General features: G+C 36.5%; 22 protein-coding genes. 11 read left to right on the forward strand and 11 right to left on the reverse strand.

Features of this window, described 5'->3' with window-relative positions; genetic code table 11:
* Window positions 1-87: 87 nt before the first annotated feature.
* From dxs to AC0QT1_RS05430, 3 genes are read left to right on the forward strand one after another with little or no spacing between them, the layout of a single operon-like run.
* Complete coding sequence (dxs, locus tag AC0QT1_RS05420; protein WP_473200829.1) at window positions 88-2,004, forward strand: 1-deoxy-D-xylulose-5-phosphate synthase; 1,917 nt, start codon at window positions 88-90, stop codon at window positions 2,002-2,004.
* 7 nt (window positions 2,005-2,011) lie between these two features.
* Window positions 2,012-2,758, forward strand: a complete 747-nt coding sequence (locus AC0QT1_RS05425; protein WP_473200828.1) for a TlyA family RNA methyltransferase — start codon at window positions 2,012-2,014, stop codon at window positions 2,756-2,758.
* On the forward strand, window positions 2,755-4,008 hold the full coding sequence (locus tag AC0QT1_RS05430) for a class I SAM-dependent RNA methyltransferase (RefSeq protein ID WP_473200852.1): 1,254 nt from the start codon (window positions 2,755-2,757) through the stop codon (window positions 4,006-4,008). Before AC0QT1_RS05425 ends, AC0QT1_RS05430 begins: the two co-directional genes overlap by 4 nt.
* Window positions 4,009-4,072: 64 nt before the next feature.
* Here the strand turns inward: AC0QT1_RS05430 and tldD are convergent, their stop codons facing one another.
* Both tldD and AC0QT1_RS05440 read right to left on the reverse strand, forming a co-directional pair.
* A complete protein-coding gene (tldD, locus tag AC0QT1_RS05435) occupies window positions 4,073-5,491 on the reverse strand; it encodes a metalloprotease TldD (protein ID WP_473201803.1) in 1,419 nt (472 codons plus the stop codon).
* A 107-nt stretch (window positions 5,492-5,598) separates the two neighbouring features.
* Window positions 5,599-6,165, reverse strand: a complete 567-nt coding sequence (locus AC0QT1_RS05440) for an invasion associated locus B family protein (RefSeq protein WP_473201836.1) — start codon at window positions 6,163-6,165, stop codon at window positions 5,599-5,601.
* 354 nt (window positions 6,166-6,519) lie between these two features.
* Between AC0QT1_RS05440 and cyoE the strand changes: the two genes are divergently transcribed.
* The 4 genes from cyoE to rnhA all read left to right on the forward strand — a co-directional run bounded on the left by cyoE (window position 6,520) and on the right by rnhA (window position 10,137).
* The gene (gene cyoE, locus AC0QT1_RS05445) at window positions 6,520-7,455 is read left to right on the forward strand and encodes a heme o synthase (RefSeq protein WP_473200825.1); all 936 of its coding nucleotides are present in this window, start codon (window positions 6,520-6,522) and stop codon (window positions 7,453-7,455) included.
* Between the two features lie 200 nt (window positions 7,456-7,655).
* A complete protein-coding gene (ispH, locus tag AC0QT1_RS05450) occupies window positions 7,656-8,705 on the forward strand; it encodes a 4-hydroxy-3-methylbut-2-enyl diphosphate reductase (protein WP_473200824.1) in 1,050 nt (349 codons plus the stop codon).
* Entirely contained in the window at window positions 8,705-9,664 is a 960-nt protein-coding gene (locus tag AC0QT1_RS05455) for a homoserine kinase (RefSeq protein ID WP_473201804.1), read from the forward strand. Before ispH ends, AC0QT1_RS05455 begins: the two co-directional genes overlap by 1 nt.
* 5 nt (window positions 9,665-9,669) lie before the next feature.
* Window positions 9,670-10,137, forward strand: coding sequence for a ribonuclease HI (gene rnhA / locus AC0QT1_RS05460; RefSeq protein WP_473200822.1), 468 nt, complete (start codon window positions 9,670-9,672; stop codon window positions 10,135-10,137).
* A 49-nt stretch (window positions 10,138-10,186) separates the two neighbouring features.
* Here the strand turns inward: rnhA and AC0QT1_RS05465 are convergent, their stop codons facing one another.
* Window positions 10,187-11,041 carry a protein-disulfide reductase DsbD domain-containing protein gene (locus AC0QT1_RS05465; RefSeq protein ID WP_473200821.1) on the reverse strand — a complete coding sequence of 285 codons (855 nt, stop codon included), beginning with the start codon at window positions 11,039-11,041 and terminating at the stop codon, window positions 10,187-10,189.
* A 71-nt stretch (window positions 11,042-11,112) separates the two neighbouring features.
* Between AC0QT1_RS05465 and AC0QT1_RS05470 the strand changes: the two genes are divergently transcribed.
* Entirely contained in the window at window positions 11,113-11,697 is a 585-nt protein-coding gene (locus AC0QT1_RS05470; RefSeq protein ID WP_473200820.1) for a YqgE/AlgH family protein, read from the forward strand.
* A gap of 68 nt (window positions 11,698-11,765) precedes the next feature.
* Here the strand turns inward: AC0QT1_RS05470 and AC0QT1_RS05475 are convergent, their stop codons facing one another.
* The 7 genes from AC0QT1_RS05475 to AC0QT1_RS05505 all read right to left on the reverse strand — a co-directional run bounded on the left by AC0QT1_RS05475 (window position 11,766) and on the right by AC0QT1_RS05505 (window position 21,477).
* Window positions 11,766-14,651 (reverse strand): EAL domain-containing protein, encoded by a 2,886-nt coding sequence (locus AC0QT1_RS05475; protein WP_473201805.1) that lies wholly within the window; start codon window positions 14,649-14,651, stop codon window positions 11,766-11,768.
* 424 nt (window positions 14,652-15,075) lie between these two features.
* Window positions 15,076-16,368: a M16 family metallopeptidase gene (locus tag AC0QT1_RS05480; RefSeq protein ID WP_473200818.1), complete on the reverse strand. Its 1,293-nt coding sequence runs from the start codon at window positions 16,366-16,368 to the stop codon at window positions 15,076-15,078.
* A gap of 84 nt (window positions 16,369-16,452) precedes the next feature.
* The gene (thrC, locus tag AC0QT1_RS05485) at window positions 16,453-17,850 is read right to left on the reverse strand and encodes a threonine synthase (RefSeq protein WP_473200817.1); all 1,398 of its coding nucleotides are present in this window, start codon (window positions 17,848-17,850) and stop codon (window positions 16,453-16,455) included.
* 630 nt (window positions 17,851-18,480) lie between these two features.
* The gene (locus AC0QT1_RS05490) at window positions 18,481-18,837 is read right to left on the reverse strand and encodes a hypothetical protein (RefSeq protein ID WP_473200816.1); all 357 of its coding nucleotides are present in this window, start codon (window positions 18,835-18,837) and stop codon (window positions 18,481-18,483) included.
* Between the two features lie 152 nt (window positions 18,838-18,989).
* Complete coding sequence (locus tag AC0QT1_RS05495; protein ID WP_473200815.1) at window positions 18,990-19,334, reverse strand: hypothetical protein; 345 nt, start codon at window positions 19,332-19,334, stop codon at window positions 18,990-18,992.
* 126 nt (window positions 19,335-19,460) lie between these two features.
* Complete coding sequence (locus AC0QT1_RS05500; RefSeq protein ID WP_473200814.1) at window positions 19,461-19,799, reverse strand: hypothetical protein; 339 nt, start codon at window positions 19,797-19,799, stop codon at window positions 19,461-19,463.
* Window positions 19,800-20,775: 976 nt separating this feature from the next.
* Window positions 20,776-21,477 carry an HAD family hydrolase gene (locus tag AC0QT1_RS05505; RefSeq protein ID WP_473200813.1) on the reverse strand — a complete coding sequence of 234 codons (702 nt, stop codon included), beginning with the start codon at window positions 21,475-21,477 and terminating at the stop codon, window positions 20,776-20,778.
* A gap of 330 nt (window positions 21,478-21,807) precedes the next feature.
* On the opposite strand from AC0QT1_RS05505, the gene AC0QT1_RS05510 reads away from it, so the two are divergent.
* Window positions 21,808-22,944 (forward strand): DNA methyltransferase, encoded by a 1,137-nt coding sequence (locus tag AC0QT1_RS05510; protein WP_473200812.1) that lies wholly within the window; start codon window positions 21,808-21,810, stop codon window positions 22,942-22,944.
* Window positions 22,945-23,222: 278 nt separating this feature from the next.
* On the opposite strand, the gene mutY is transcribed toward AC0QT1_RS05510, so the two are convergent.
* Window positions 23,223-24,329 (reverse strand): A/G-specific adenine glycosylase, encoded by a 1,107-nt coding sequence (gene mutY / locus AC0QT1_RS05515; RefSeq protein ID WP_473201806.1) that lies wholly within the window; start codon window positions 24,327-24,329, stop codon window positions 23,223-23,225.
* A 160-nt stretch (window positions 24,330-24,489) separates the two neighbouring features.
* On the opposite strand from mutY, the gene AC0QT1_RS05520 reads away from it, so the two are divergent.
* A complete protein-coding gene (locus AC0QT1_RS05520; protein ID WP_473201807.1) occupies window positions 24,490-24,990 on the forward strand; it encodes a DUF721 domain-containing protein in 501 nt (166 codons plus the stop codon).
* 83 nt (window positions 24,991-25,073) lie between these two features.
* The gene (locus AC0QT1_RS05525; protein ID WP_473201808.1) at window positions 25,074-25,730 is read left to right on the forward strand and encodes a DsbA family protein; all 657 of its coding nucleotides are present in this window, start codon (window positions 25,074-25,076) and stop codon (window positions 25,728-25,730) included.
* The last annotated feature ends 134 nt before the right edge of the window (window positions 25,731-25,864 follow it).

Genomic DNA, 25,864 nt, shown 5'->3' on the forward strand with positions numbered 1-25,864 from the left:
TAAAGATATGCAAAATAATAAATGAATAGAAGGGAGGCATATTCTTACTATTTCACCTCTTGATGAGATAATATTAAGGAGTTTTTTTTGTCACGGACATTGACGCCATTGCTTGACCGTATTTGTTTACCGCATGATTTACGGGCATTCCCTGAGTCTGATTTGGTAAGAGTAGCCGATGAGTTGCGGACGGAAACAATTAATGCGGTTTCCGTAACAGGGGGGCATCTTGGGGCAGGGCTTGGTGTTGTTGAGCTTACTGTTGCGTTGCATTATATTTTTAATACACCAGAGGATAGGATTATTTGGGATGTTGGTCATCAAGCCTATCCGCATAAAATTTTGACAGGGCGTAGAGAGAGAATTCGTACATTGCGTCAGGAGGGCGGATTATCAGGTTTCACAAAGCGTTCAGAAAGTGTGTATGATCCATTTGGTGCCGGTCATTCTTCTACTTCTATTTCGTCTGGCCTTGGTATGGCTGTGGCTAGTGCTTTAAAAGCAGAGGAAAGGCGCAACATCATTGCTGTCATTGGTGATGGTGCTATGTCTGCTGGTATGGCTTATGAAGCGATGAATAATGCCGGAGCTTTGAATGCGCGTTTGATTGTTGTTCTTAATGATAACGATATGTCTATTGCACCACCTACAGGTGCTATGAGCGCGCATCTTGCACGATTAGTTTCTCGGCCTGCTTATCGTAGTTTACGCGAACGGATAAAGGGATTAGGCGAAAAATTGCCTAAATTTTTTTTAGATAAAGCACGTCTTTCAGAGGAATTTGCCCGTGGTTTTTTGGTTGGGGGAACTTTATTTGAAGAGCTTGGTTTTTACTATGTTGGTCCCATAGATGGTCACAATTTAAAGCATTTGTTGCCTGTTTTTAAAAATATTCGTGAATATTCCAATGGTCCTGTTTTGGTGCATGTGGTTACACATAAGGGGAAAGGATACGCACCTGCAGAAGCATCATCTGATAAATATCATGGTGTGAATCGTTTTGATATTACAACAGGAAAACAGGTTAAAGCACAAAGCAATGTTCTTCCCTATACGAAGGTATTTTCTAAAGCTTTAATAGAAGAAGCTTGCCATGATGATAAGATTGTTAGTATAACGGCGGCTATGCCTACGGGCACAGGACTTGATGCTTTTGCTGAGAAATTTCCTGAAAGAATGTTTGATGTTGGTATTGCTGAACAGCATGCGGTAACCTTTGCTGCTGGTATTGCTTGTGAGGGGTATAAGCCTTTCGTTGCAATTTATTCTACTTTTTTACAACGCGCTTATGATCAGATTATCCATGATGTATCAATTCAAAAGTTACCCGTGCGCTTTGCAATTGATCGAGCGGGATTTGTTGGAGCAGATGGTGCAACGCATGCTGGCAGTTTTGATATTGTTTTTTTGGCTACGCTTCCTGAGTTTGTGGTTATGGCACCTTCTGATGAAATCGAACTGATGCATATGATTCGTACCGCTGCAGCTTATGATGAGGGGCCAATTTCTTTTCGTTATCCGCGTGGTGAAGGTATTGGAATAGATTTACCACAGCGCGGTGACTTATTAGAGATTGGAAAAGGGCGTATTCTGCGAGAAGGAACAAGAATAGCATTGGTTTGTTTTGGAACGCGAATGTCGGAAGTGTTGGTCGCTGCTGAGGCGTTGGATGCGGAGGGGCTGTCTACGACAGTTGCAGATGCACGGTTTGTAAAACCTTTGGATAAGGATTTGATGCGTCGTTTGGCACGTGAGCATGAAGTCTTAGTAACAATTGAGGAAGGTGCAATAGGTGGATTTGGAGCACACTTATTACAATTTTTAGCGCAAGAAGGGCTTTTAGAACGTGGTTTGAAAGTTCGCACATTAAAATTTCCTGATGAATATTTAAATCATGGTTCACCAGAGAAAGTTCTGTCGCGTATAGGACTTGATAGTGTTGGTATTGTGAAGACAGTTTTTACTGCTTTGGGACGAAAAATTCGGACAGTGCAGAAATTTTGAGTATGAGATGGACGTTAAGAAAAGGCTTGATGTTCTTTTAGTTGAAAAACACTTTTTTACGACTCGTTCACGAGCGCGTGATGCTATTGTGCGCAAAACTGTTAAAGTAAATGGTGAAGTCATTTTAAAGGTTGGGCAACTCATTTCTGATAACGCTGAGATTGTCGTTTGCGATCCAGCGCAGAATTACGTTTCGCGTGCAGCGTTAAAATTGATGAGTGCACTCGATACATTTCCGATTATAACGGATAAAGTCATTGCCATTGATATTGGGGCATCGACAGGTGGTTTTACACAGGTTCTTTTAGAACGTGGTGCTGCTCATGTTATTGCTGTTGATGTTGGTCATCATCAATTGGATAAACGTTTATCTGGTAATAATGCGATAACCTTATTAGAAGGTTTAAATGTTAGAGATCTGCAACGAGAACATTTAGGTGGGCGGGTAATTGATCTGATCGTTTCAGACGTCAGCTTTATTTCTCTTAAACTCGCATTACCTCCTGTTTTATCTTTAGCCAAGAAGGGGGCTCAAGCTGTTTTATTGGTAAAGCCTCAATTTGAGGTTGGCCGTAAACACCTTGGTAAGGGTGGGGTATTGAAAGATCCATCAATGGCTAAAGAGACTGCTGAAGAGCTCTTTGATTGGTTAAATACGCAAAGAGGATGGAAGGCAAAAGATTTACTTCTCTCACCAATTACAGGGAGTGGTGGGAATTTAGAATATTTATTATTTGGAGAAAAATGCGCGTGAATCATAATGCCATAATCGATTATATTGGGGCGAATGGTAATGGTGTGATCAAATCATTAGATGGCGTGCTTTATGTTCCTTTTACTTTACCAGGAGAGCATGCTGAGATCGCAATCCATGGAAAATATGCTAATGTTATAGCATTAAAAGAAAAATCGCCAGAACGTATTGATGCTCTTTGTCAGCATTTTGGAGAATGTGGCGGATGCGCACTTCAGCATTGGCGGGCTGATGTTTATCATATATGGAAACGACAACTGGTTGTTGACGCGCTTCAAGAGTATGGACTTGATGTTATTGTTTCACCTTTAATAGAATGTAAGCCCTATAGTCGCCGGCGTATTACTCTAACAGCAGTCATGACACCACAAGGTTATAGAGTCGGTTTTAATCGTCATCTCTCTCATGAAATTGTAGCTGTTGAGGAATGTCCAGTAAGCTGTCCAGAAATTATGTCTAAACTAGATGATATCAGGGGGCTTTGTGCTCTTCTAAGCAACCATGTAAAACGTTTTCGTATAACGATAACACAGGTTGAGAATGGTTTAGATGTTGCTTTAAAGGGTTTTGTTATACGCCATGAGTCACTTCGACAGAAAATGGTATATGCAGCCCTTTCATACGGTATTACGCGGTTGTCGCTTGAAGGTGAAGTTTTGGTTGAACAAGAAAAACCATTGATTTACTTTGAAGATATCTGTGTTGAGTTTTCTACCGGTGGGTTTCTCCAAGCAACTCTTGAAGCAGAAAATATAATGGGCAATATTATTTTGTCTCATTTAAAAAAAGCAAAGAATGCTCTTGATTTATTTTCTGGGATAGGAACATTCACATTCCGCATGGCCAAAAAGCTGAATGTCCATGCGGTAGAAAATGATGAGAAAGCATTAGCAAATTTAGAGCGAGCAGCACATTTTGCAACTGGTTTAAAATCAGTAACATGTGAAAAACGCGATCTTTTTCGCCGTCCACTTTCGGTGAAGGAACTTGAGTGTTTTGATTCTGTTGTTTTTGATCCTCCACGTGCTGGTGCAGAACAACAAGTCCGTGAATTAGCGAAGACAACAGTCCCTCGTATAGTAGCTATTTCATGCAATCCTATCACATTTGCTCGCGATTTATCTCTTCTTATTGCGGGTGGTTATACAGTAGAACAGATTGTACCGATTGATCAATTTTTATGGTCACCACATGTTGAAATTGTTGCTGTTTTGAGTAAACGCAAAGCAAAAGCGACGTGGAAACTTTAGACTCAATCAAAAAGCTCTTTTATATTTTATTGAGATTTTCTTAATTAAGTTGAATTGGCATATTTTATGAAAGTGCTGTTCCACCAATTGTCATATTATTAATTCGCAGATGAGGTTGCCCGACGCCAACAGGAACGTTTTGTCCAGCTTTTCCGCACATACCGATACCATTATCAAGTTTGCTATCATTGCCAATCATTGTAATACGTTTCATGGCATCTGGACCGTTTCCGATAAGGGTTGCTCCTTTAATAGGTGCTACAATTTTGCCATTTTCTACTCTGTACGCTTCAGTGCATTCAAAGACAAATTTTCCAGAAGTGATATCAACTTGTCCTCCACCAAATGAAACCGCGTAAATACCGCTTTTTAATGAGGATAGAATTTCTTCAGGTGTTTTATCGCCTCCTAGCATGATCGTATTGGTCATCCGCGGCATTGGTGCATGTGCATAGGATTCACGCCGTCCGTTTCCGGTTGGATTAACCCCCATAAGCCTTGCATTTAGCCTATCTTGCATAAAACCGATAAGTTTTCCATCTTCAATAAGAACATTATATCCTGATGGAGTTCCTTCATCATCGACAGTGAGTGAACCACGGCATTGGGGAATTGTACCATCATCAACAACTGTAACACCTTTGGCAGCAATTTGTTGACCCAAAAGTCCGGCAAAAACAGAGGTTCTTTTGCGGTTAAAATCACCTTCTAAACCATGACCTACGGCTTCATGAAGCATAACACCTGGCCATCCATTGGCTAAAACAACATCGAATGTTCCTGCTGGTGCTGATTCTGCTTCTAAGTTTATGAGAGCCATACGCAAAGCTTCATCAGCAGCCATTTTCCAATTTTCTTCATGAATGAATTGGCTAAATGCTTGTCGTCCTCCACATCCATAAAAGCCATTTTCACGCCGACTACCTTCAGCAGCAACGACAGATATAGCAAGCCGCACAAGAGGACGAGTATCACGAATCAAATGACCATCTGCGCGTAAAATTTCGACGTGTTGCAGTGACCCCGCAAGAGAAACTGTAACTTGATGCAATTTATCATTTTTTGCACGTAAATAAGTATCAATTTTTTGTAAAAGAGCACTTTTTTCTTCAAATGATGGAGTCTCAAGGGGATTATGTGGTTGATAAAGTTTTTTATTTGTTTGTTGAGGCGCTGCGCTATAAGATTCCGCTTGATTATTATAGGTAACAGCTTTAGCTGCTTCACTGGCACGTTTGAGAGCAGCGGCTGATAATTCACTAGAGTACGCATATCCAGTAGCTTCCCCCGCAACAACCCGCAGACCAAATCCCATATCTTGATGAAATGAGCCGTTTTTAAGTTGTCCATTATCAAATAAAAGCGTTTCGCTTTCTGTATATTCAAGGTAGAGCTCGCCATCATCAGCATGATGAAGCGTTTCTTGTACAAGTGATTGCACTTTAGATGAAGCAATATCAAACTGTTCAATCAGTGATTTCATAAGAGCTATCCTATTTTCATGAGTACTTGGAAGATTTCCTTTTATCTTTTTTAGAAACTGTTGAGTGTGTTCTGAGGGTTTAATCATTCAATGTGCATAAATTTTATTTATGTTGGTAAAGTTACATAGGCTTGATGAAGACCTTGGAGATCAATGACGCCTCCAACAGCTTGCTCAGGAGTTGTAAAAATAAAGTAAGTTGCCATTTTTGCCTTAAAAAAGAGCTGTAATATGTCTTCTTTAAGAATCGCTTCAGCAACACAAGTATCACCAAGACAACGACGATATTCTAGTCTTCCCATATTTTTATCATCAATTTTAAGTCCAACACCAGGGCGTAACTCAACACGGATTGGAACAAAAACACGCATCAAAGCCCCCTGATTTTTAGGGAGTTTATAGAAGGTAACGCGCAGCGTAATGTCATAGCGATCTTGTGTGTGTACATTTTGTACAATCTCACATTGCAGATTAGGCGTTCCTGGTGGTAAAGAGCAGACTTTTGTCCATGCACCATAGGTTTGTGGAACAGGAACATCTTGCATATGAGGTGTTTGTGCCTGTGTAGAAATATTACAGAGTGTATAGATAATACCAACAGAGAAAGTTTTTTTAATCAATTTATAAAGTATCACAGAAAACCCTAACCACCGTATCATTACATTATTATGCATAGCTTTGTATAAAAAAGAATTCTCAAGCCGAAATTGTACCATAAAACCATTATCTTCCCAAACATATTAATCCGTATGCACAAAATAAAAGAGTATGTCTATGTCATAGAGGAGGACAAGACTTTTAGCGTTGCTTTATGATGTTTGGTATGATGTATATAGTAAGCTGGTCGTATGAGAAATAATATGCTAAAATAATAATGTGTTAAAATGTTGCAAATATTTTGACCTATTTGAGAAGGGGAGAGGTATTTTATATGTTTTCAAAAATCATTGTACTATTAATTGGTTTTTTTCTTATGCTAGACAGTATTTGTTTGTGGATGATAGAAATGAAAAAGGTTTTTGAGTGGAATGTCTATTTCAGGAGAATTGTCGGCTGCAAGTGGTAAATCAATTCCGCCAAAATCGGGTATTGGTGATTATATCACGTTATTAAAACCACGGGTTATGTCACTTGTCGTATTTACAGCTCTAGTTGGACTTGTTCTCTCTCCAGTTCCGATTAGTCCATTGTATGGTTTTTTAGCCATTTTGTGTATTGCTCTAGGTGGTGGTGGTGCGGGAGCGCTTAATATGTGGTATGATGCTGACATTGATGCAGTGATGGAACGTACCAAAAATCGTCCTATTCCCACCGGTAAAATCAGCTCCAAACATGCGTTTGTTTTTGGCATGTTTTTTTCTGTTTTTTCTGTGTTAATTATGGGAATCTGTATTAATTGGTTTGCAGCCCTTTTTCTTGCATTCACAATTTTCTTTTATGTCGTTATCTATACAATTTGGCTAAAGCGCATAACGCCACAAAATATTGTTATTGGTGGAGCATCTGGAGCTTTCCCACCAATGATTGGATGGGCTGTAACAACAGGGACAGTGAGTATTGAGAGTTTTTTATTATTTTTAATCATTTTTATGTGGACTCCACCACATTTTTGGTCTCTTTCTTTATTTTCATCTCTTGATTATGATGCAGCGGGTATTCCTATGATGCCTAATGTTCGAGGCGAACAATCAACAAAAAAACAGATTTTGTTTTACACTATCCTTATGGCCATCTGTGCTTCTGGACCTTATGTCATTGGTTTAGCAGGAATTTCCTATGGCATTTTTTCAACAATTTTGAGCATTGTTTTTATTTGTTTTTCGTATCGTTTATGGAAAGCCGATACACATGATGCAACGATTTTGATGGCAAAAAAGACGTTTTTCTTTTCGTTGTTTTATTTAGCCGCTTTATTCGGAGTTCTTTTAGTTGAAGCTCTCGTTTGGCATTTTGTTTTCATCTAGAACAGTGCAATAAAAAAGCGAATTAAAAATAACTTTTCCTGAAGAATATATGCTAAGAGAGAACCAAATATGATCCTATTCTCGAGGAAGGTAGTATTTCGCAGTTTTTTTCTTTATATCGTTTATATCATGCATAACAATAGTCTGGACAATAACCTGTTTGAAACTATTGTGAAAATTATAGATATTAAGGATGATTTATGTCTTTACTTCCTCCTTTAACAATGCGTCTTTGCGGACCACGTGGATTTTGTGCAGGGGTTGATCGCGCTATTCAAATTGTTCTTCTTGCATTAAAAAAATATGGTGCTCCAGTGTACGTTCGTCATGAAATTGTTCACAACCGCTATGTAGTTGAAGGATTGCAGCAACGTGGGGCTGTTTTTGTTGAAGAACTTGATGAGATTCCAGAGGAACATCGTAACCAGCCTGTCGTATTTTCTGCCCATGGTGTGCCAAAATCTGTATCAGAAGAAGCGCGTCGCTATAATTTGTTTTATCTTGATGCAACATGTCCGTTGGTTTCCAAGGTTCATAAACAAGCGATACGGCATCAACGGCATGGCCGTCATGTTATATTAATTGGTCATTCTGGTCACCCTGAGGTGATAGGAACAATGGGACAGCTTGAAAAAGGAGCTGTGACATTAATTGAAACGATTGAAGATGCTTTACATTATCAACCAAATGATCCGAATAAATTAGGATTTGTGACACAAACAACACTTTCTGTTGAGGATACAGCAGAGATTCTTGATGTTTTACAACGACGTTTTCCTGCATTAGAATCACCAGCTGCTGAATCAATTTGTTATGCTACCACGAATCGACAAGATGCTGTTAAAGCAGCAGCAATGGGAAGCGATTTATTTTTGATTGTTGGAGCGCCGAACTCTTCTAATTCGCGACGCTTAGTAGAGGTTGCTGAAAGATCTGGTGCGCAACAGGCTGTTTTAGTTCAGCGGGTTGATGAAATTGATTTTGATCATTTGGGAGCTCTTTCTGTTGTAAGTCTTTCAGCTGGAGCTTCTGCTCCTGAAATTATTATTGATGAAATTATTTCAGCTTTTCGTGCACGCTACGATGTTACAATAGAATTGGCTGAAACTGTAGTGGAAACGGAAATATTTTTGGTGAGTCGTGAATTACGTGATGTCACTTTAACAGCTCAAGATACGGCTTTTGTTAATGGCCAAGCTGAGATACTGAAAAACAAAAAAACAGGATCTCCTATAACGAAAGCAAAATAATGGCAGTTTATACAAATATTCATCCAAATGATTTGAAGGTATTTTTGTCACGTTATTCGGTTGGCTCACTTTTATCTTATCAAGGGATAGCGGAGGGAATCGAGAATTCTAATTTTATGCTGTATACGACAGAAGGGAGATTTGTTCTAACACTTTATGAAAAACGTATTTCAAAAGATGATTTACCTTTTTTTTGCAATCTTATGCTGCATTTAAGGCAGCGTGGAATTCCTTGCCCTCAACCAGTCGTGCGAAACGATGGGACAATGATTGGTGAATTAGCAGGGCGCCCTGCTGCTATTATTACTTTTCTGGAAGGAATGTGGATTCGTCAGCCCAAGATATGTCATTGTGGCGAGGTAGGAACGAGTTTAGCAAAATTGCATTTAGCAGGACAGGGTTTTACACTTAGCCGTAAAAATACTCTTTCTGTTATGGGTTGGAAATTATTGTGGGAACAGTGCAAAAAGAGCAAAGATAGATTGTTAAAAGAGCTTGAGCAAAAAATTAATAGGGAATTGTCTTTTTTACAAGAAAATTGGCCATCAAATTTACCAACAGGGATCATTCACGCTGATTTATTTAATGATAATGTCTTTTTTTTGAATCATCGTCTCTCTGGTGTTATAGACTTCTATTTTGCGTGTAATGATTTTTTTGCTTATGACTTGGCTATCTGTTTGAATGCTTGGTGCTTTGAACAGGATCATTCCTATAATCTTAGTAAAGCACGTAGGTTATTAGAAAATTATCAAAAAATAAGACCTTTAACACTTTTAGAAATGAAAACCATGATTTTATTAGCGCGTGGTGCTTCTTTACGTTTTTTACTCACACGCCTTTATGATTGGTTTTATACACCACCAGAGAGCTTTGTCGTTAAGAAAGATCCATGGGAATATTGGCATAAGCTTTGTTTTTTCAGTAATATAAGTTCATTGAGTGAACTAGGTTTGTAAATTGTATGTTAAATCAACAAAAAGTCGTTGAAATTTATACAGATGGTGCTTGTTCCGGTAATCCTGGGGTCGGAGGATGGGGAGCAATTTTACGCTGGAATGGACATGAACGTGAACTTTATGGTGGAGAAATACAAACAACCAACAATCAAATGGAACTGATGGCAGCAATTCATGCGTTACAGGCACTTAAAGAATCTTGTTCTATCGATCTTTATACAGATTCAGTTTATGTCCGCAACGGAATCTCTATGTGGCTTGAAGGTTGGAAGAAGAATAATTGGCGTACTATATCAAAAAGTCCTGTAAAAAATAAAGAGTTGTGGCAGGCTCTTGAAGAGGTTTGTTCTCGTCATACTATTCGATGGCATTGGGTAAAAGGGCATGCAGGGCACCCCGATAATGAACGGGCAGATGCTCTTGCGCGGAAAGCAATTACTGAGTATCGCCAAAACGGATATTTTAAGAAATAGCCCTTTCTGTAAACCTTCCTCTTTATTACCGAATACTAAGTAGGGATGTTTATCTATTAAGTGTAAATGTACCACTTAAAGCGTGATTTTTAAAAGAAACTGTATAAAAAACTTTGTCGTTTGCTTCATCTGGCATGAAATAGATTGGAGCCTTAAAGAGTGTATAGTTGGTGTTTTCACTTACTTTTTTTGCTGGTCCAATTTGCATTTCTCCTCCATCTAAAAAGAGAGAATGAGGGGGAATTTCATAATTATTGTGTATTTTGATAAAGAGAGTGTTTATCTTTTTTTCAGCGTTTATTTTAATTTCATGATGCGTTGTACGGGGTAAGGCATCTTGAGCTTCCTTTAACAAGGACAAAGGAAGACGTTTGTTTTTTTGAATAGATGGAGAAAAATCAAAATTAACAGTAAACGGAAGGCAGATTTTGTAACATAATCCAATAGTTAAAGTACCACTTAAATTGTTGCTTGAACCGGAAATCCTGAAAGGTAATACGACTTTATCTTTATAGCCGAATGACCAGTCATTTTCTGTTTCATAGAGCTGTGGCGTAGGATAAAAGATTTCATAAGAAACCTGTTGGTTGAAGTGAAAAAATGCTGCTATGCCTGAATTGCCTGGATTACGCCAATAGGTTTTCCATTTTGGTTTAAGAGCAATTTCAATAATACCGTCTCTTATTCCAGAAGGAGAGGGTTCGCTAATAGCTAATCTGATACCCCCACCATCTGATTCATACCAAGATGTTGCAAGAAGAGATGCGTTTTGTTTTGTTTGAGCTCTGATAGGAAAATTGAGTAATTCTAAAATTGTGAATGTTAAGACTAAAGTAACTAAAAGTTTTTTATAAGAGCAAATTACACTATTTTGTGAACTTGTAAATGTTTGGATTTTTTTCATTGGAGCTTTATTTTCCTGTTGTACTAACTAGAGTGAATTTTATCATGTAAATTATGGAGAATAACAGATTGATGAAGCAGTGTAATGGCTTTTTGGGGGGACAGTTGCTTATAGCAATGCCAGGGATGAATGACAAACGCTTTATGCGTTCTGTTATTTATATTTGCGCGCATTCTGATGCTGGTGCTATGGGGATTATTCTCAATCAATTGCACCATATTGATTTTCCAGAGCTTTTGTTTCATCTTGGCGTCATAAACAGTGGCCAAAAAAAATGCCTTTCTGAACCAATAAAAAAGTTTCCAGTACGCTATGGTGGACCTGTAGATCCTTCACGGGGATTTGTTCTTCATTCTGATGATTATACTTGTGAAGAGACTGTTTCTATTGCAGATAAGATCTGTTTTACTGCAACGATTGATATATTAAAAGCAATCAGTTGTGAACAAGGTCCACAACATGCACTGATTGCATTAGGTTATGCTGGATGGAAAGCTGGACAGCTCGAGGCAGAAATTTCTACAAATGGTTGGTTAATTAGCTCTACATCACCTAGTTTTCTTTTTGAAAGTGATTTAAGCTGCAAATATAATGAAAGCTTACTCCGCATGGGGATTAACCCAACACATCTCACTTCTGAAATGGGGCACGCGTAGGATTTTATTTTATATTTCGAGTTTTTTGATTTTATACAATGTCCTATCCGCTCTGTACGGCTTTTCCATCATGTTTTTGCTATATAAGGAAAATGATTTTGAACGAGAGTGATTAATTCCTCGATAGAAACTGGCTTAGTTACAAGTGTGCTTTGAACATATTTACAGCCTTCTTGACGGAGGAAGATTGCTTCTTTTTCATTTTCAACGCCTTCTGCGATGATTTGCAAATTAAGATCGGTTGCCATATTGATAATGGACTTGAGAACAAGCTTTTTTTTGAGGGAATCTATAGAGATAAGTGAACGATCCAATTTAACCATGTCGAATGGATAACGCACAAGATAAGCCAGTGACGAATAACCTGTTCCAAAATTATCGAGTGCAAGATTCATTCCAAGAGCTTTAACTTGTTCAAGAAAGTGTGCTGATTGTTCAGGATTTTTTCTTAAAACAAACTCGGATATTTCTATCATCAAGCCCCCTTTATTGAGCGGGTGGCGAAGTAAAGTGGAGCGTAATTGACTGATGAAGCGAGGATGAACCATCTCTGTGCTAGGTAAGTTAATTGAAATAAAGAAAGATTGTTGGGAAAATTTTTCTTGTACATTTGTAAGATCAAGGACGGCATTATCGATAATAAATTGTGATAAATCCATAATGATTTGTTCATTTTCTACGATCTTGATAAAATCAGAGACATTTAATTTTCCATAATTTGGATGATGCCATTCTACAATTGTTTCAAAACCAATAATGTACCCATCTGATAAATTAAGGATAGGATGGTAGAGGATTTTTATTTCATTACGTTTTATGGCGTAATGAATATCTTTCCCCATAGTATTATGTTCGATGCCTAAAGTGCGAAAATTGGGGCGAAAAGGTTCAATATGGTTACCCCCCATTTGTTTTGCGCGGATCATTGCTAGTTCACTATCATCTAAAATATCTTTAGCGGTGGACCTACTTTCACTCCATGTGACGAGTCCAATTGATGTTGAAAGCATTATTTTTTTTTCTGTAAGTGAAATAGGTGCAGAAATTGTTTTGTGCAGATGATCTGCAAATGCTGCAATTTTCTGGGGTTCAGTTTCACTAAGTAAAATAATTGCAAAACGGTCAGCGGAAAGACGTGATAAGGTATCTTGAAAATTAATGAGGCGGCTTAAACGGCGTGCTGTGACGAGTAATACAGTGTCACCAACAGCTATGCCTAATTTGCGATTAATTTGACGGAAATTATCAAAGTCAATCATAAAGACAGTTGGTCTAATTTGGATATTTGCTTTAGCCAAAGAAGTATAGTTTTGTAGCCTGTCGAAGAAAATTTGTTGGTTAGGAAGTCCTGTTAAGCTGTCGTGAATAGCATCGTGCAACAAACGTTCTTCAGCTTTTTTGTGGTTGGTAATATTAACAATTGTTCCAATGACACGCGTAATTTTTCCATCTTTTTGCATAGCTGGTCGTGCACGAAGAGAGAACCAATGATAATAACCACCACCAGAAGAGAGCCGAAAAACTTGATCAATCCGCCCTTTTTTGTTTTTAAGAATAATGTCCAATATGGCTTGAAAGCGCTCACGATCATCGTGGTGCAATGCTGAAATCCAGTTGCGCATAGGACCATTGAGTTTGTGGGTTTCAGCCCCAAAAAGGGTTGCCATATTGGGGTGTACAACAATGCGATCACGCTCAACATTCCAGTCCCAAATAATGTTACCAGCTCCTTTTGCTGCAAGAACTTGTTGTTCAAGGTCAGAAAATATTCCTTCATGGAAAGCATCATTGGAAAAAGTTTGCTGCAAGACAGTAAAGCTAATAAGAAGGACAATGAGGACCAATCCCCCTGCTAACGCTGGCTGGATAATATCATTATTTAAATACCCTGCTATGCAGGCATAAGCTCCAACACACCAGAAGCTAATGAGCAGCCATGTTGGAATAAGCATGATTGCGCGGTCATAGCTTCGGATCGAAAAATAGCTGATTAAAATTATACCAAGTATGGCGGTAAGTCCAAAAGACAGACGAGCAATTCCAGCAGCTCTGGTTGGATCATAAATAGCAAATGTTCCCAAAGCACAAAGAGCGATGGTCCATATGATTGCACCATAACTGAAGTGATAGTGCCAACGGTTAAGGCATAGATAGGTAAAAAGGAAAATGAAAAGTGTAGCGGCAAGCGCTACTTCTGTACCAGCACGCCAGATCGGTTGCGTTGTTAAATTAATTGCAAAGAATTTATTTAAAAAGTTAAAGTCTATGCCAATATAAAAGAGTACGGCCCAAGCGATAGCCGCTGTTGCAGGAAAGAGTCCTGTTCCGCGAACGACAAAAAGAACGGTTAACAAGAGGGCTAAAAGACCAGATATACCAAGAAGAATACCATGATAAAGTGTATAAGAATTGATTGCATCTTTATAGGCTTCAGGTTGCCATAAATAGATTTGTGGTAGATTTCCAGAGTTAAGTTCAGCAACAAATGTAACGACAGCACCAGGGTTCAGTGTAATACGAAAGATATCAGAGTTTGCACTCGCTTGACGATCGAGAGAAAAGCCCTCACTTGGGGTAATAGATTGAATCCGCGCTGATCCGAGGTCTGGCCAAAGAAATCCTGAATGAGCCATACGATAATGCGGGGCAACAATAAGACGGTCGATTTGTTCGTCTGTTGGATTTGCAAGGGAAAAGACTGCCCAATTCCCAGAAAAATTTTCGCTTTTTGCTTGGACCTCAATACGCCATACAATACCATCTGGTCCAGGTGCTGTACTTGTTTGAAAAATAGTATCGTTTGTATGATAAATTTTTATTGCTTTTGAAAGATCAAGAGCTGCATCTTGAGAAGAAATTTTAACTGGTTCGATTGCATGCGCTAACGTAGGGTGGATAAAAGAACTGACAATTACAATGAAAATGATGTCAATGATTTTACGCAAACTCTTCACAATGTCCCACTCTCAGTATTATAGAATATTTAATTTCAATCTAGATTTTCGAGAAAAAACGTCCACCTTTATAATTTCTTCTACATAACAAGCGGTTATTATTTTCTTTTGAAAAGTTATAAGATGTTATACAAAAACATATTAATCTCTCATTTGCTTTAGTGAAGTTTGTATCTGATAGATTTTTATATTTTTGTAGGGCAAAACTAAACCATGGGTTTTCACATTTCATAGAGATAACTTCGCTTACCAATTACTTTATCACATGAAGCAGGGGTTTGGTAGTTTTGTACAGCTCTTTAATAAATATTTCCCAAACTTATTTAGTGAAAAGAACTTTCATGGTAAATTTTATTATAAAATCTTTGTATATTATGAGTGAGCTGTTTTATAAAGGCTTATATCTCCAATATGTGCGAAATTCTCAGGGAAAACTTTGTTTAATCTTGCTTTTTGTATGAAGAATTGATGTTAAATCATCAAAATTCATAAGGGGACCAACAGGTCCGACAGCAGCTAATGTTGGAGTAGAATGAAGACAAAGGCGATGCGCTAAATCAGTTAATCTTGCAGGAGTAATGAGATCTAAGCGTTCCATTGTTTCGGATATTGGAATTGGTCGACCGTAAAGAAGCATTTGGCGAGCAATGAGATGTGCTTGACTAGATGGGTTTTCCTGTGACATTGTGAGGTTAGCGCGGTATTGCGCTTGTGCTCGTTGAAGCTCATTGGCATGAATATTTTTGCTAGCTTTAGAAAGCTCATCAAGAATTACAGGAAGGAGTTCTTTTAGTTTTTTTTGTTCAGTGGCGGCATGAATTCCAAAAAGTCCAGTATCTGAAAATCCCCAATGAAAAGCATAAATAGAATAGCATAATCCCCGCTTTTCTCTCACCTCTTGGAAGAGACGTGATGACATACCTCCGCCAAGTATAATTGAAAGAATTTGAGCCGTATAAAAGTCACGTGCGTGATAAGCGCGCCCTTCAAAACCAAGAACCACTTGTGTGTCCATTAAATCGCGATATTCACGAAAGTCTCCACCAACATAATTAGCAAGAGTTGTCAGTGGTGCTGTTGCATGAGGACGAAAAGTGCTAAGGCGCTGTTCAACCTCTTGCAGAAAATCTTTGTGCTTTACAGCTCCTGCTGCAACGACGATCATACGGTCTGCACTATACTGCTGATTCATGAAATTATGGAGGTCAGCAGATGTAAATGATTGAATTGTTTTCTGAGTCCCTAGAATAGAACGACCAAGAGCCTGGTGACGAAAAGCTGTTTCAGTAAAGTGATCAAAAACAATATCATCAGGGACATCATGAGCGGCACCAATTTCTTGAAAAACCACCTGTTTTTCCCGTTCTAGTTCATTTTCATCAAATTTTGAACACATCAAAATATCAGCGAGAATATCAATAGCAAGCGGCACATCATTTTTAAGGACACGTGCAAAATAAGCAGTTGTTTCAGTACTGGTCGTAGCATTGATTTCACCGCCAACATCTTCAATATCAGTTGCAATCTGAAAGGCTGTACGGTTTTCCGTTCCTTTGAAAGCCATATGTTCGAGAAGATGAGCGATACCATGTTGTGTATAGGTTTCATTGCGTGAGCCAACTTTAACCCAAATTCCGAGCGCTACACTTTCAATTTGTTGCATTGTATGTGTGGCGATAGTCAAACCATTACTAAGGCGACTGATATCTACACGCATGTGTTTATGACTCCATTAAATAAGCCAAATACCTTATTGTTAAGGATATTGGAATATTGTTGATTTGACTCAATGCAGCTAACTTCAATAAGATGCACGCGATTTTAAAGAAATATAATCTTTTACTATTTTTTCATCATTCGCAAGACTTATAAAACGTTCTTCGCGTTTCATTAAATCGTTGATATAGGATGGAGTGGGGGCATTAATTCCACAGGCATTTTTGATAGCATCAGGAAATTTAGCAGGATGAGCGGTGGCAAGGACGATCATTGGAATATGTGGTTGCTTATTTTCGCGTGCTACTTTAAGAGCAACAGCTGTGTGTGGATCAGCGAGATAGCTGCTTTCTTTATAAACATGGTCAATCATTTGAGCTGTTTCAGCTATGTTGCTTTTTCCAGCAGAAAATAGAGAACGAATATTTTTAAGCTGTTTTTCATCAAGATGGAAACATCCTGATTTTCTTAAGTTTTCCATTGCACAGCGAATCCATACAGGATCACGTTCGCCACTTTCAAAGAGCAAGCGTTCAAAATTAGAAGAGACTTGAATGTCCATGGACGGTGATGTTGTGTGGATTATTGGTTGTGTTTCATAAATACCGCTGGTTAATGTGCGTGCGAGAATGTCATTATCATTCGTTGCAATGATGAGCTTTGCGATTGGTAATCCCATACGGGCTGCAACATAACCTGCAAAAATATCACCGAAATTTCCAGTAGGAACAGTAAATGAGACGGCTCTATCAGGAGCACCAAGGGAGAGTGCAGATGAAAAATAATAAACAATTTGCGCCATGATACGTGCCCAATTTATAGAGTTAACACCTGAAAGCGCTGTTTTTTGTCGAAAATTATGATCGTTAAACATTGCTTTGACAAGTGCCTGGCAATCATCAAAGTTTCCGTCAATAGCAATGGCATGAACATTACTGCTTTGATTAGTCGTCATTTGTCTTTGTTGAATAGGTGATACGCGTCCTTTGGGAAACAAAATGAAAACGTCTGAATGTTTTCTTCCAGCGAAGGCTTGTATTGCCGCACCCCCAGTATCACCTGATGTGGCAGCAATAATTGTTGCTCGTTTGTTTTTTTTAGTGAGAACGTAATCCATTAATCTAGAAAGAAACTGCATTGCAACATCTTTAAATGCCAAAGTAGGACCATGAAAAAGTTCAAGGATAAATTCATCTGTTTTAGTTTGTAGCAATGGACAGATTGCAGGGTGATTAAAAGTGGCATAAGATTCAGCAATCATATTTTCAAAAGCTGTATATTCGATTTCATTATTTACAAAAGGCCAAAGAATTGTTTTAGCAATTGTCGCATAGGATTGACCGCGAAGCGCTCGTAATGCATTAGGTGATAATTGAGGAAAATTTTCTGGTAGATAAAGTCCACCATCATGAGCTAAACCAGTCATGATTGTTTCAGTAAAGCCTAGAATAGGGGCTTTACCTCTTGTGCTAATATATTTCATGAATCTTTTCTTTCATTTATTTGCAGTAAAATGATGAAATTATATATTTCATGTTTTTAACAATATTCAAATTATTAAATGAATGAAAGTTTGTTTGCTTATGCTTATAAATAATAAAAAATCAATGGTAAAAGAAACAGCAACATTAGAACTTTTAGATATTTTAATTATAACATATTGAATATTAATGATTTTTTTGTAAAAGAAAAAACAACTCTGTTCTTCATGAGGTTTATAAGTTGTATTATTTGCTGAACATTATGATTGTACAAAAAAACATCTAACGCATAAATTTCAGAAACTTAATGACGGGTTTTTATTTTTTCTCCTAACTTTATATATTCAACAACGCCTGTGGTAATTAAACTTTGTGAAGTCGCATATTATGATTTATATTGAAGGATTTACGAAATAATTTCATAATATTTTTTGTGTAACTTGTGGATTAATGGCTTTATTTAGTTTAAATTATCAATTTTCACGCTAATGAGTTATTATATTTATACTAAACTATATTATAAATAATAAAAAAAAGTCATCTATGGGAAGCATAAAGAAACCTGCCCCAATTATTTGAGGCAGGTTGTAATTTAAAGATTTATTTTAGAAAAAATAAACAGATAATTGAAATTACTTTGTTTTTCCTATTCCTATTCCTATTAATCCACTGAATAGAGCCATAAGAAACCCAGTGAAAGCACCAAAAATCATAGCTCCTATTGTAGTAAAAGTGCCTATTGTAATGGGATCAAATACTTTCTGAAATTCTCCTTCAATAGCGTCTTCATTTTCAACCCCATGTTTTAAAATTGGAACATAAAGAGTAGCAATATTGATTGTTTTCTTTTTTACCTGCTCTATTAAAGAAATATCTTCTTGTTGTGCGTTATTGCTCAAATGACTTGCATGAACATTCAGAATTTGTGCAAAAGAGAAAGCAATTGCTATAAGAATACTCAACATATGATTTTTAAACACTTTAATCATAATTTCACCTCAAATATTTTAAAATTTTAATAAAGAAACCTTTTGGTATTACCGATAAATAAGATTGGTACATTATGTATTTTACTTAATATAAATAACAAATAATTCGGTTATACTCAGGTACTATATTGAGAAATTTTATATATAAACGTTCAGCGAGTGCGGAATTGTTTTATTACCCACGCTAAGAACATGCCCACTATAGATGCTCCATATCCAGCTAACATTGCAATACCAAAAGTTCCTAATGTAATGGGCTCAAGCACTTTCTCAAATTTTCCTTCAACGGGAGTATCTTTTGTTTCTCCATAATTTAGACTGGGAACATAGAAAGCTGCAAGACGAGTTGCCTTCTCTTGTACTTGTTCTATTACAGAAACATCTTCTCGGGGTGCGTTATTGCTCAAATGACTTGCATGAACATTCAGAGTTTGTGAAAGAAAAAAAGCAGTCACTATAAAAGTATTTAATATATAACTTTTAAACAATTTTTTCATAATTTCGCCTCAAATACTTTCTATTTTAAATATAAAAAGATGAATAAATAAATATAGAATATAAGAGTTTTACTTATAATTATATTTTATACAAAATATAATTATTTTGACTTTTTAGTAAAAGGTTTATTTAAATATTGATACGATGTCCTTTACCAATCCTACGAGAAAACTTACTACATATCCAATAACAAAAACTCCTACTGCTATAGTAAGAGGCTCAGCCACCACCTTTTCCACTTTTCCTTCAATGACATTTCCATTTATTGTTCCATAACTTACTGTTGGAACAGAGAAAGCAGTTGTACCAACTGTTGCATATGTTACATTTTCCGTTACGCATTCAACACTTTCTTTTTGAGTGTTGTTACTCGAATAATTTGCATGAACATTCAGAGTTTGTGAAAGAAAAAAAGCAGTCGCTATAAAAATACTTAATGAATGTTTTTTTAATACGTTAACCATAATTTTACCTCAAAATATCATCTAATTTTTATTAACATGTAAAAGATAATTTTATTTGCAAATACTTATTAATAGAACAAAAATAAATACAAATCATATTATCATATTACATAGTACACACGCCATATACTACATTATGAATCAATAATCAAGAATAAAATGTCTACATTGTGTGTTTTACTATATATGCATAACTGAATTATATATTATATTTTATTTTCTAAAAGTGTTTTTGATAAATTTATATATGTATATTTATGTTTTAAAATTGGTATAATTTATCAAAAAGTCTTATTTTAAAAGTGGTAAATATATATAATTACAGAAGAGAACAATTTATCAGGATAAAAGAAGACTTTTTGTGTATTTTTAATTGTCTATATTTTTTATGATTTTTTTTGCTTTATAAATTAGGTGAATAATAAAGAGTATGAGTATATTTTGCATTGATAAATAATACAATAGTGAATAATAAAAACACTCCTTATAATCGATATAAGATATTTTGTGAATTTTGTTTCAATGTATTAAAGGAATAAATGATTAATACCAATTTTATTAATAATAAAATTATAAAAAATGGATATAAAAATCATAATTATCAATATTTTATTTAAATAAAATTATAGTTATTTTTATATTTTTATCCATAGTGATGATTATTATAGATGATAGGCTCTAAATTTCATATTAGTATATTCAATTGTTATAATTACATTGTTCTTATCTATAGAAGATAAGAGTATGATTCAATCTTAAGGTCTATCAATTTTGTATTTTTTTATGATACGAAGAAGAATGTATATTTTTTTAGCGTAAGTGAAATCTAAATTGAGGAAAGATAAAGATTTCACCGATTATAATAATGATACAAGAGTATTATTTATAATACCGAGCCGCTTTAATCAGGTCAAGGTATCTTGATAAGAGTGCTCCTTAATTAAGCATACGCATTGATAGATCTCCAGAGAGCTTTTTATGATTGATCCTGCCATACTGCCATTGCCTCTAAAACTTCTAGTAAATGAGCATGTTTGGCTATAACCGTTTCAGCACCAGCTTCTGCAAGTACATGAGAGTGCCCAAGATAACTATGTGATCCTCCAGTAAAGCCGATGACGCGCATGCCCGCTGCAGATGCTGCATGTACGCCATGAAGTGAATCCTCTATAACAATAGTATTTTGGGGATCAGCGTGTAACTGTTGTGCTGCGAAAAGAAAAACATCAGGAGCTGGTTTTGTTTTTTTTGTTCCAACTTCAGGAGCAGAAAATATTTTATTTTTATCATCAAAAAAACTGTACAAATCAACGATAGTAAGCATCTCTTTGATATTTATGCTTTTTGCATTAGAACAGATACAGTAGGGATAAAGAGTTTGAATGTTCTCTATTGCTTCTCTTATCCCATCAAGAGCATGTAAATCAGTTTTTATTTGTGCTCGAAAAAGATTTGACATTTGATTTATGAGATGAGCAGAGACTGGTTTTCCTGTTTCTTGTTCAACTTGTTTAAGGATATCTAGAAAGGCCAGCCCTGAATAACGTTCCCCTAATTCTTCAGGTGATATGTTATATCCTGTTTCTTTAAGCAATTGAGATCCAATTTTTGCTGCGAGATATTCAGAGTCTACTAAAACTCCATCACAATCAAAAATAATGAGATCTATCTGAGGCATGAGATATTCCTTTAATATATTATCGTAGTTTAAAAATTTTTATAAAAATGCCATTGAGACGATTTTATTTCATTAAAATATGATTTGAAAGTGATTCTTATTCATGTAACAAAATAAAAGATACGAGAACAGCACATTGAAGGGAAGAAAATAAGGATTTATCAGTATAAAATTTCCTTATTTTTCCTGAAATAATAAAAATACGTATCACTTTTATGAGGATTTTAACGATACATTTACTCTATTTTGTAAATATGGATTGGTAATGCGGGCCTATAAACCATTTAGATTGATTATAGGGTAAATTCAGTTCATTTCGTTGGGTTTTTCATGACAGTTATTCAGCTTCAAAAAGATTTTGTTCACACTCTTTCACGGGTACCATGGCGCAATAAAATTTTCAAAGGGGATTGTGTTGCAGTCTTGGAAAAACTTCCAAAACATTCAGTGGATATGATTTTTGCTGATCCACCTTATAATCTACAATTAGATGGTGCTTTATATCGTCCAGATTATTCGCTTGTTGATGCGGTTGATGATGCATGGGATCAGTTTGAGAGTTTTGCTGCTTATGATGCTTTCACACGCGCATGGCTGCTTGCTTGCCGTCGTGTCTTGAAACCCAACGGGACAATTTGGGTTATAGGATCTTACCATAATATTTTTCGAGTTGGTACGACATTGCAAGATTTAGGTTTTTGGATGCTTAATGACATCGTTTGGCGTAAAAATAATCCGATGCCTAATTTTCGGGGGCGCCGCTTTCAAAATGCTCATGAGACGCTTATTTGGGCTGTCCGAGATCAAAAAGATAAAAAATATACATTTAATTATGACGCCTTAAAAGCTGCGAATGAAGATCTACAAATGCGTTCAGATTGGCTTTTCCCTCTGTGTACTGGTGCCGAGCGTTTAAAAGATGAGGCAGGGCGTAAATTGCACCCAACACAAAAGCCACAAGCATTATTAGCCCGTATTATTATGGCTTCTAGCAAGCCTGGTGATGTTATTCTTGACCCGTTTTTTGGTTCAGGGACGACAGGTGCTGTTGCCAAACTTTTAGGGCGTGATTTTGTAGGTATTGAACGTGAGCAAGACTACATTGATGCAGCCTGTGAGAGGATTGCAGCGGTTAAACCTTTAGATAAACCAGAATTAGCAATTTTGGATAAGAAAAAAGCAGAACCGCGTGTCGCATTCAATAGTTTACTTGAAGCAGGTTTACTCCATCCAGGGGAAGTTCTTTATGATCGCAAGAAGCAAGTATCTGCTATTGTAAGGGCTGATGGTACGGTTATGCATGGTGGTGAAGCCGGTTCTATTCATGCAATGGGACGAAAGGCTCAACAATCACAAAGCTGTAACGGTTGGACTTTTTGGTATTATGAAGAAAATGGACGATTGAAATCGATAGATGACTTAAGAATGATAATACGTTCACAGATGTTAAAAACTGGTGTTTTATGAAGGACTAATCTAGCTGTATCATTATTGTATCCGCGAGCTCTAATGTTGCACTTTCATATTTAGGTAATTTATCAAAAATATATTTACTGGTTTCTTAAATGTTTTTTATTCACATGTCCTCCTGTTTATGACCTGTAAGAAAATGTTTTTATGGTTCATGATTAGGGGGAAATAAGGAAGATCGCTCTATTTGAGGTTTTTATTCAAGTTTCAGGATAGGAATTATCATTATAAATCAATGTGTTTTATGAAAGAATGTTATGGATTAAATTAAAAAGTTATTTTAATCGAAAAGAATGAGGGATCGCTACGGAAATAGCTTTTTTCATGACAGTAGGCAGTGCTTCTTCAGCAAGATTCTGGATATCGCACCACCAGCCATTTTCACGATTTATTTCATGAACACAGCTAGTATAGTAAACATCAAGTTTGAGGGAAAAATGGGTAAAGACATGCGTAATTTGTCCTTTGAACTGCCAATTGGCGATAAAGGGAGCGTTTTGGAGTCCATTTTCATTGTTTATTCCAATATTGTTAGGGATTTGGGTCATTCCACCGAGCAGTTTTTTATCCTGTCGTTTTTCTAAATAAATTTGTTTATTTTCATTAAGTACAACAAAAGCAACACCAGTTTTTGAAGGGCGTTCTTTTTTAGGAGCTTTGACTGGAAAAGACTCCATTATTTTCATCTTTGCAGCTCTACACAAATTTTGAAGAGGGCAGAGATAACAAGATGGTTTACGTGGCGTACAAATGGTTGCTCCCAGATCCATCATCGCTTGAGCAAAATCTCCAGGGCGATTTAAAGGAGTTATTTTTTGTGTTTTTTCTCTGATTTCGGCTTTTGCTTTTGGCAATATTGAAGCGATAGCAAATAAACGGGTTACAACGCGTTCAACATTGCCATCAACAACTGCTACAGGGTGATTAAAAGCGATTGCGGCAATAGCTGCAGCAGTGTACTCTCCAATACCGGGAAGAGTTCGCAATATTTTTACGGATTGTGGAAATTGTCCTCCGTAGTTTTCAACAAGCTGTTTAGCACAATTTATAAGATTACGTGCACGTGAATAATAGCCAAGTCCAGCCCATGCTCTCATGATATCCTCTTGTGAAGCTTTCGCTAAAAAAGAGAGATTAGGCCAAAGTTTCAGAAATTTTTGAAAATATGGTTTCACGGCTTCGACAGTTGTTTGTTGAAGCATGATTTCAGAAAGCCAAACTTGGTAAGGATCAGGGCGAACTCCTTGTCTTTGTTCCTCTGGGGTAATACGCCATGGTAAATGTCGGTGTTTTTGATCATACCAAGAAAGGAGGCGTGAAGAAATTTCATGCATGATTGTTTTGAACCACAGGGAGATATAAAATGCAAAAGAAAAAAACATCTGTTTTACAAATCAGTTTTTTCTTTTTCTCCTATTATAAAAGCTTTGGTTAGCTAAGAATTGGACTTTGTTGATATTTGATGAGATATTTGGGGGAAAAGTTTTTCAAATGAAAGAAATGTTTGTAATTTAGGACATGACTAAATGTTGATTTAGAAAAATGAGCAAACGATTTAAAAAGCGCCATTTTTATTCTCTTTCTGAGACGGTATCTAAAATGCTTGATCCAGTTTTATGTAAACGGACAGGCCTTAATGTCGCACTTATAGAGCATTGGCCACAGATTGCAGGTCATGGTATAGGTGAACATACAATGCCGCTTAAAATTATTTGGAAACGTCGGGCTAATCAGGATGACGTTTTCCAACCTGCAACACTTGTTGTGAGCTGTGAAGGATTTTCTGCTTTAAAACTGATGCATGAAACCGATGAATTGCTTCATAGAATAAATGTTTTTTTTGGATATATTGCCATTGATCGTATCAAGATTGAACAAAGATGTATATCTGTTTTGAAGAATCACTTACCGATGAAGCCTAATCCGAGTGAAAAAGACAAAAAACGTATAGAAAAAATGCTTAAAGAGGTTGAAGATGAAAATTTACGCCAATCACTTTATGAACTTGGTTGTTGCATTTTTGCAGAAAAGAATAATAAATAGAAAGCTATTTTACATCTTTTCCTTTAGTCTGTAAGAGGGTGTTAAGTTCTTATTTGTTCAATAACAATAGAAAAGTATTATTTATGATAAAATGTCGTTCTTTTTTGTCTGTTGGGATGATTTTTCTTTTAACGGTCGTTGTACAGATCGGTGCAACTGTTGTTTTTGCTAGGGGTACTAAGCCAATTTCGACTGTTGATATGGCTGAACTTCTTCAATCTGGAAAGGTTAAGGATAGGTTTGAAGGAGAAAAGAATGCACCAGTAACAATTGTTGAATATGCTTCATTGACATGTATTCATTGTGCATATTTTTATAATGATATACTTCCACAAATTCGTAAAAAATATATCAAAACAGGAAAAGTAAAACTTATTTTCCGAGATTATGCTTTTGATCCTCGAGCAACAGCGGGATTTATGCTGGCGCGATGTGCACCAGAAGATCGCTATTTTCCTTTGATAGAGGTTTTATTTCAAAAACAGCAGGAGTGGGTTTGGGAAAAAGATGCTTTAACACCCTTGAAAAAAATTGGTTTAATGGCCGGCTTTACGGCTGAAAGTTTTAATGCTTGCCTTAAAAATCAGTCCATTTTAGATGAAGTGAATGCATCCTTTGAGCGTGGTCAGGAGCTTGGTGTTACAGCGACACCGACATTCTTCATTAATGGTAATAAGTATGAAGGTGTTATGTCAGTAGAATCCTTCTTTTCGGTGATTGATAGTTTTCTTAAAAACTAATCTTCTTTCTAGGAAGTGGGTATTGATACTTGTAGCCGTTTTTCTTTTGGAAGGATTAGTTTTACGCATTTCTGAAGCAATATTTTTTTGTTTAGCCAATTTTGGATTGAAGCATTGCTTTTTAATAATTAGCT

The organism is Bartonella sp. P12B (assembly GCF_055796185.1).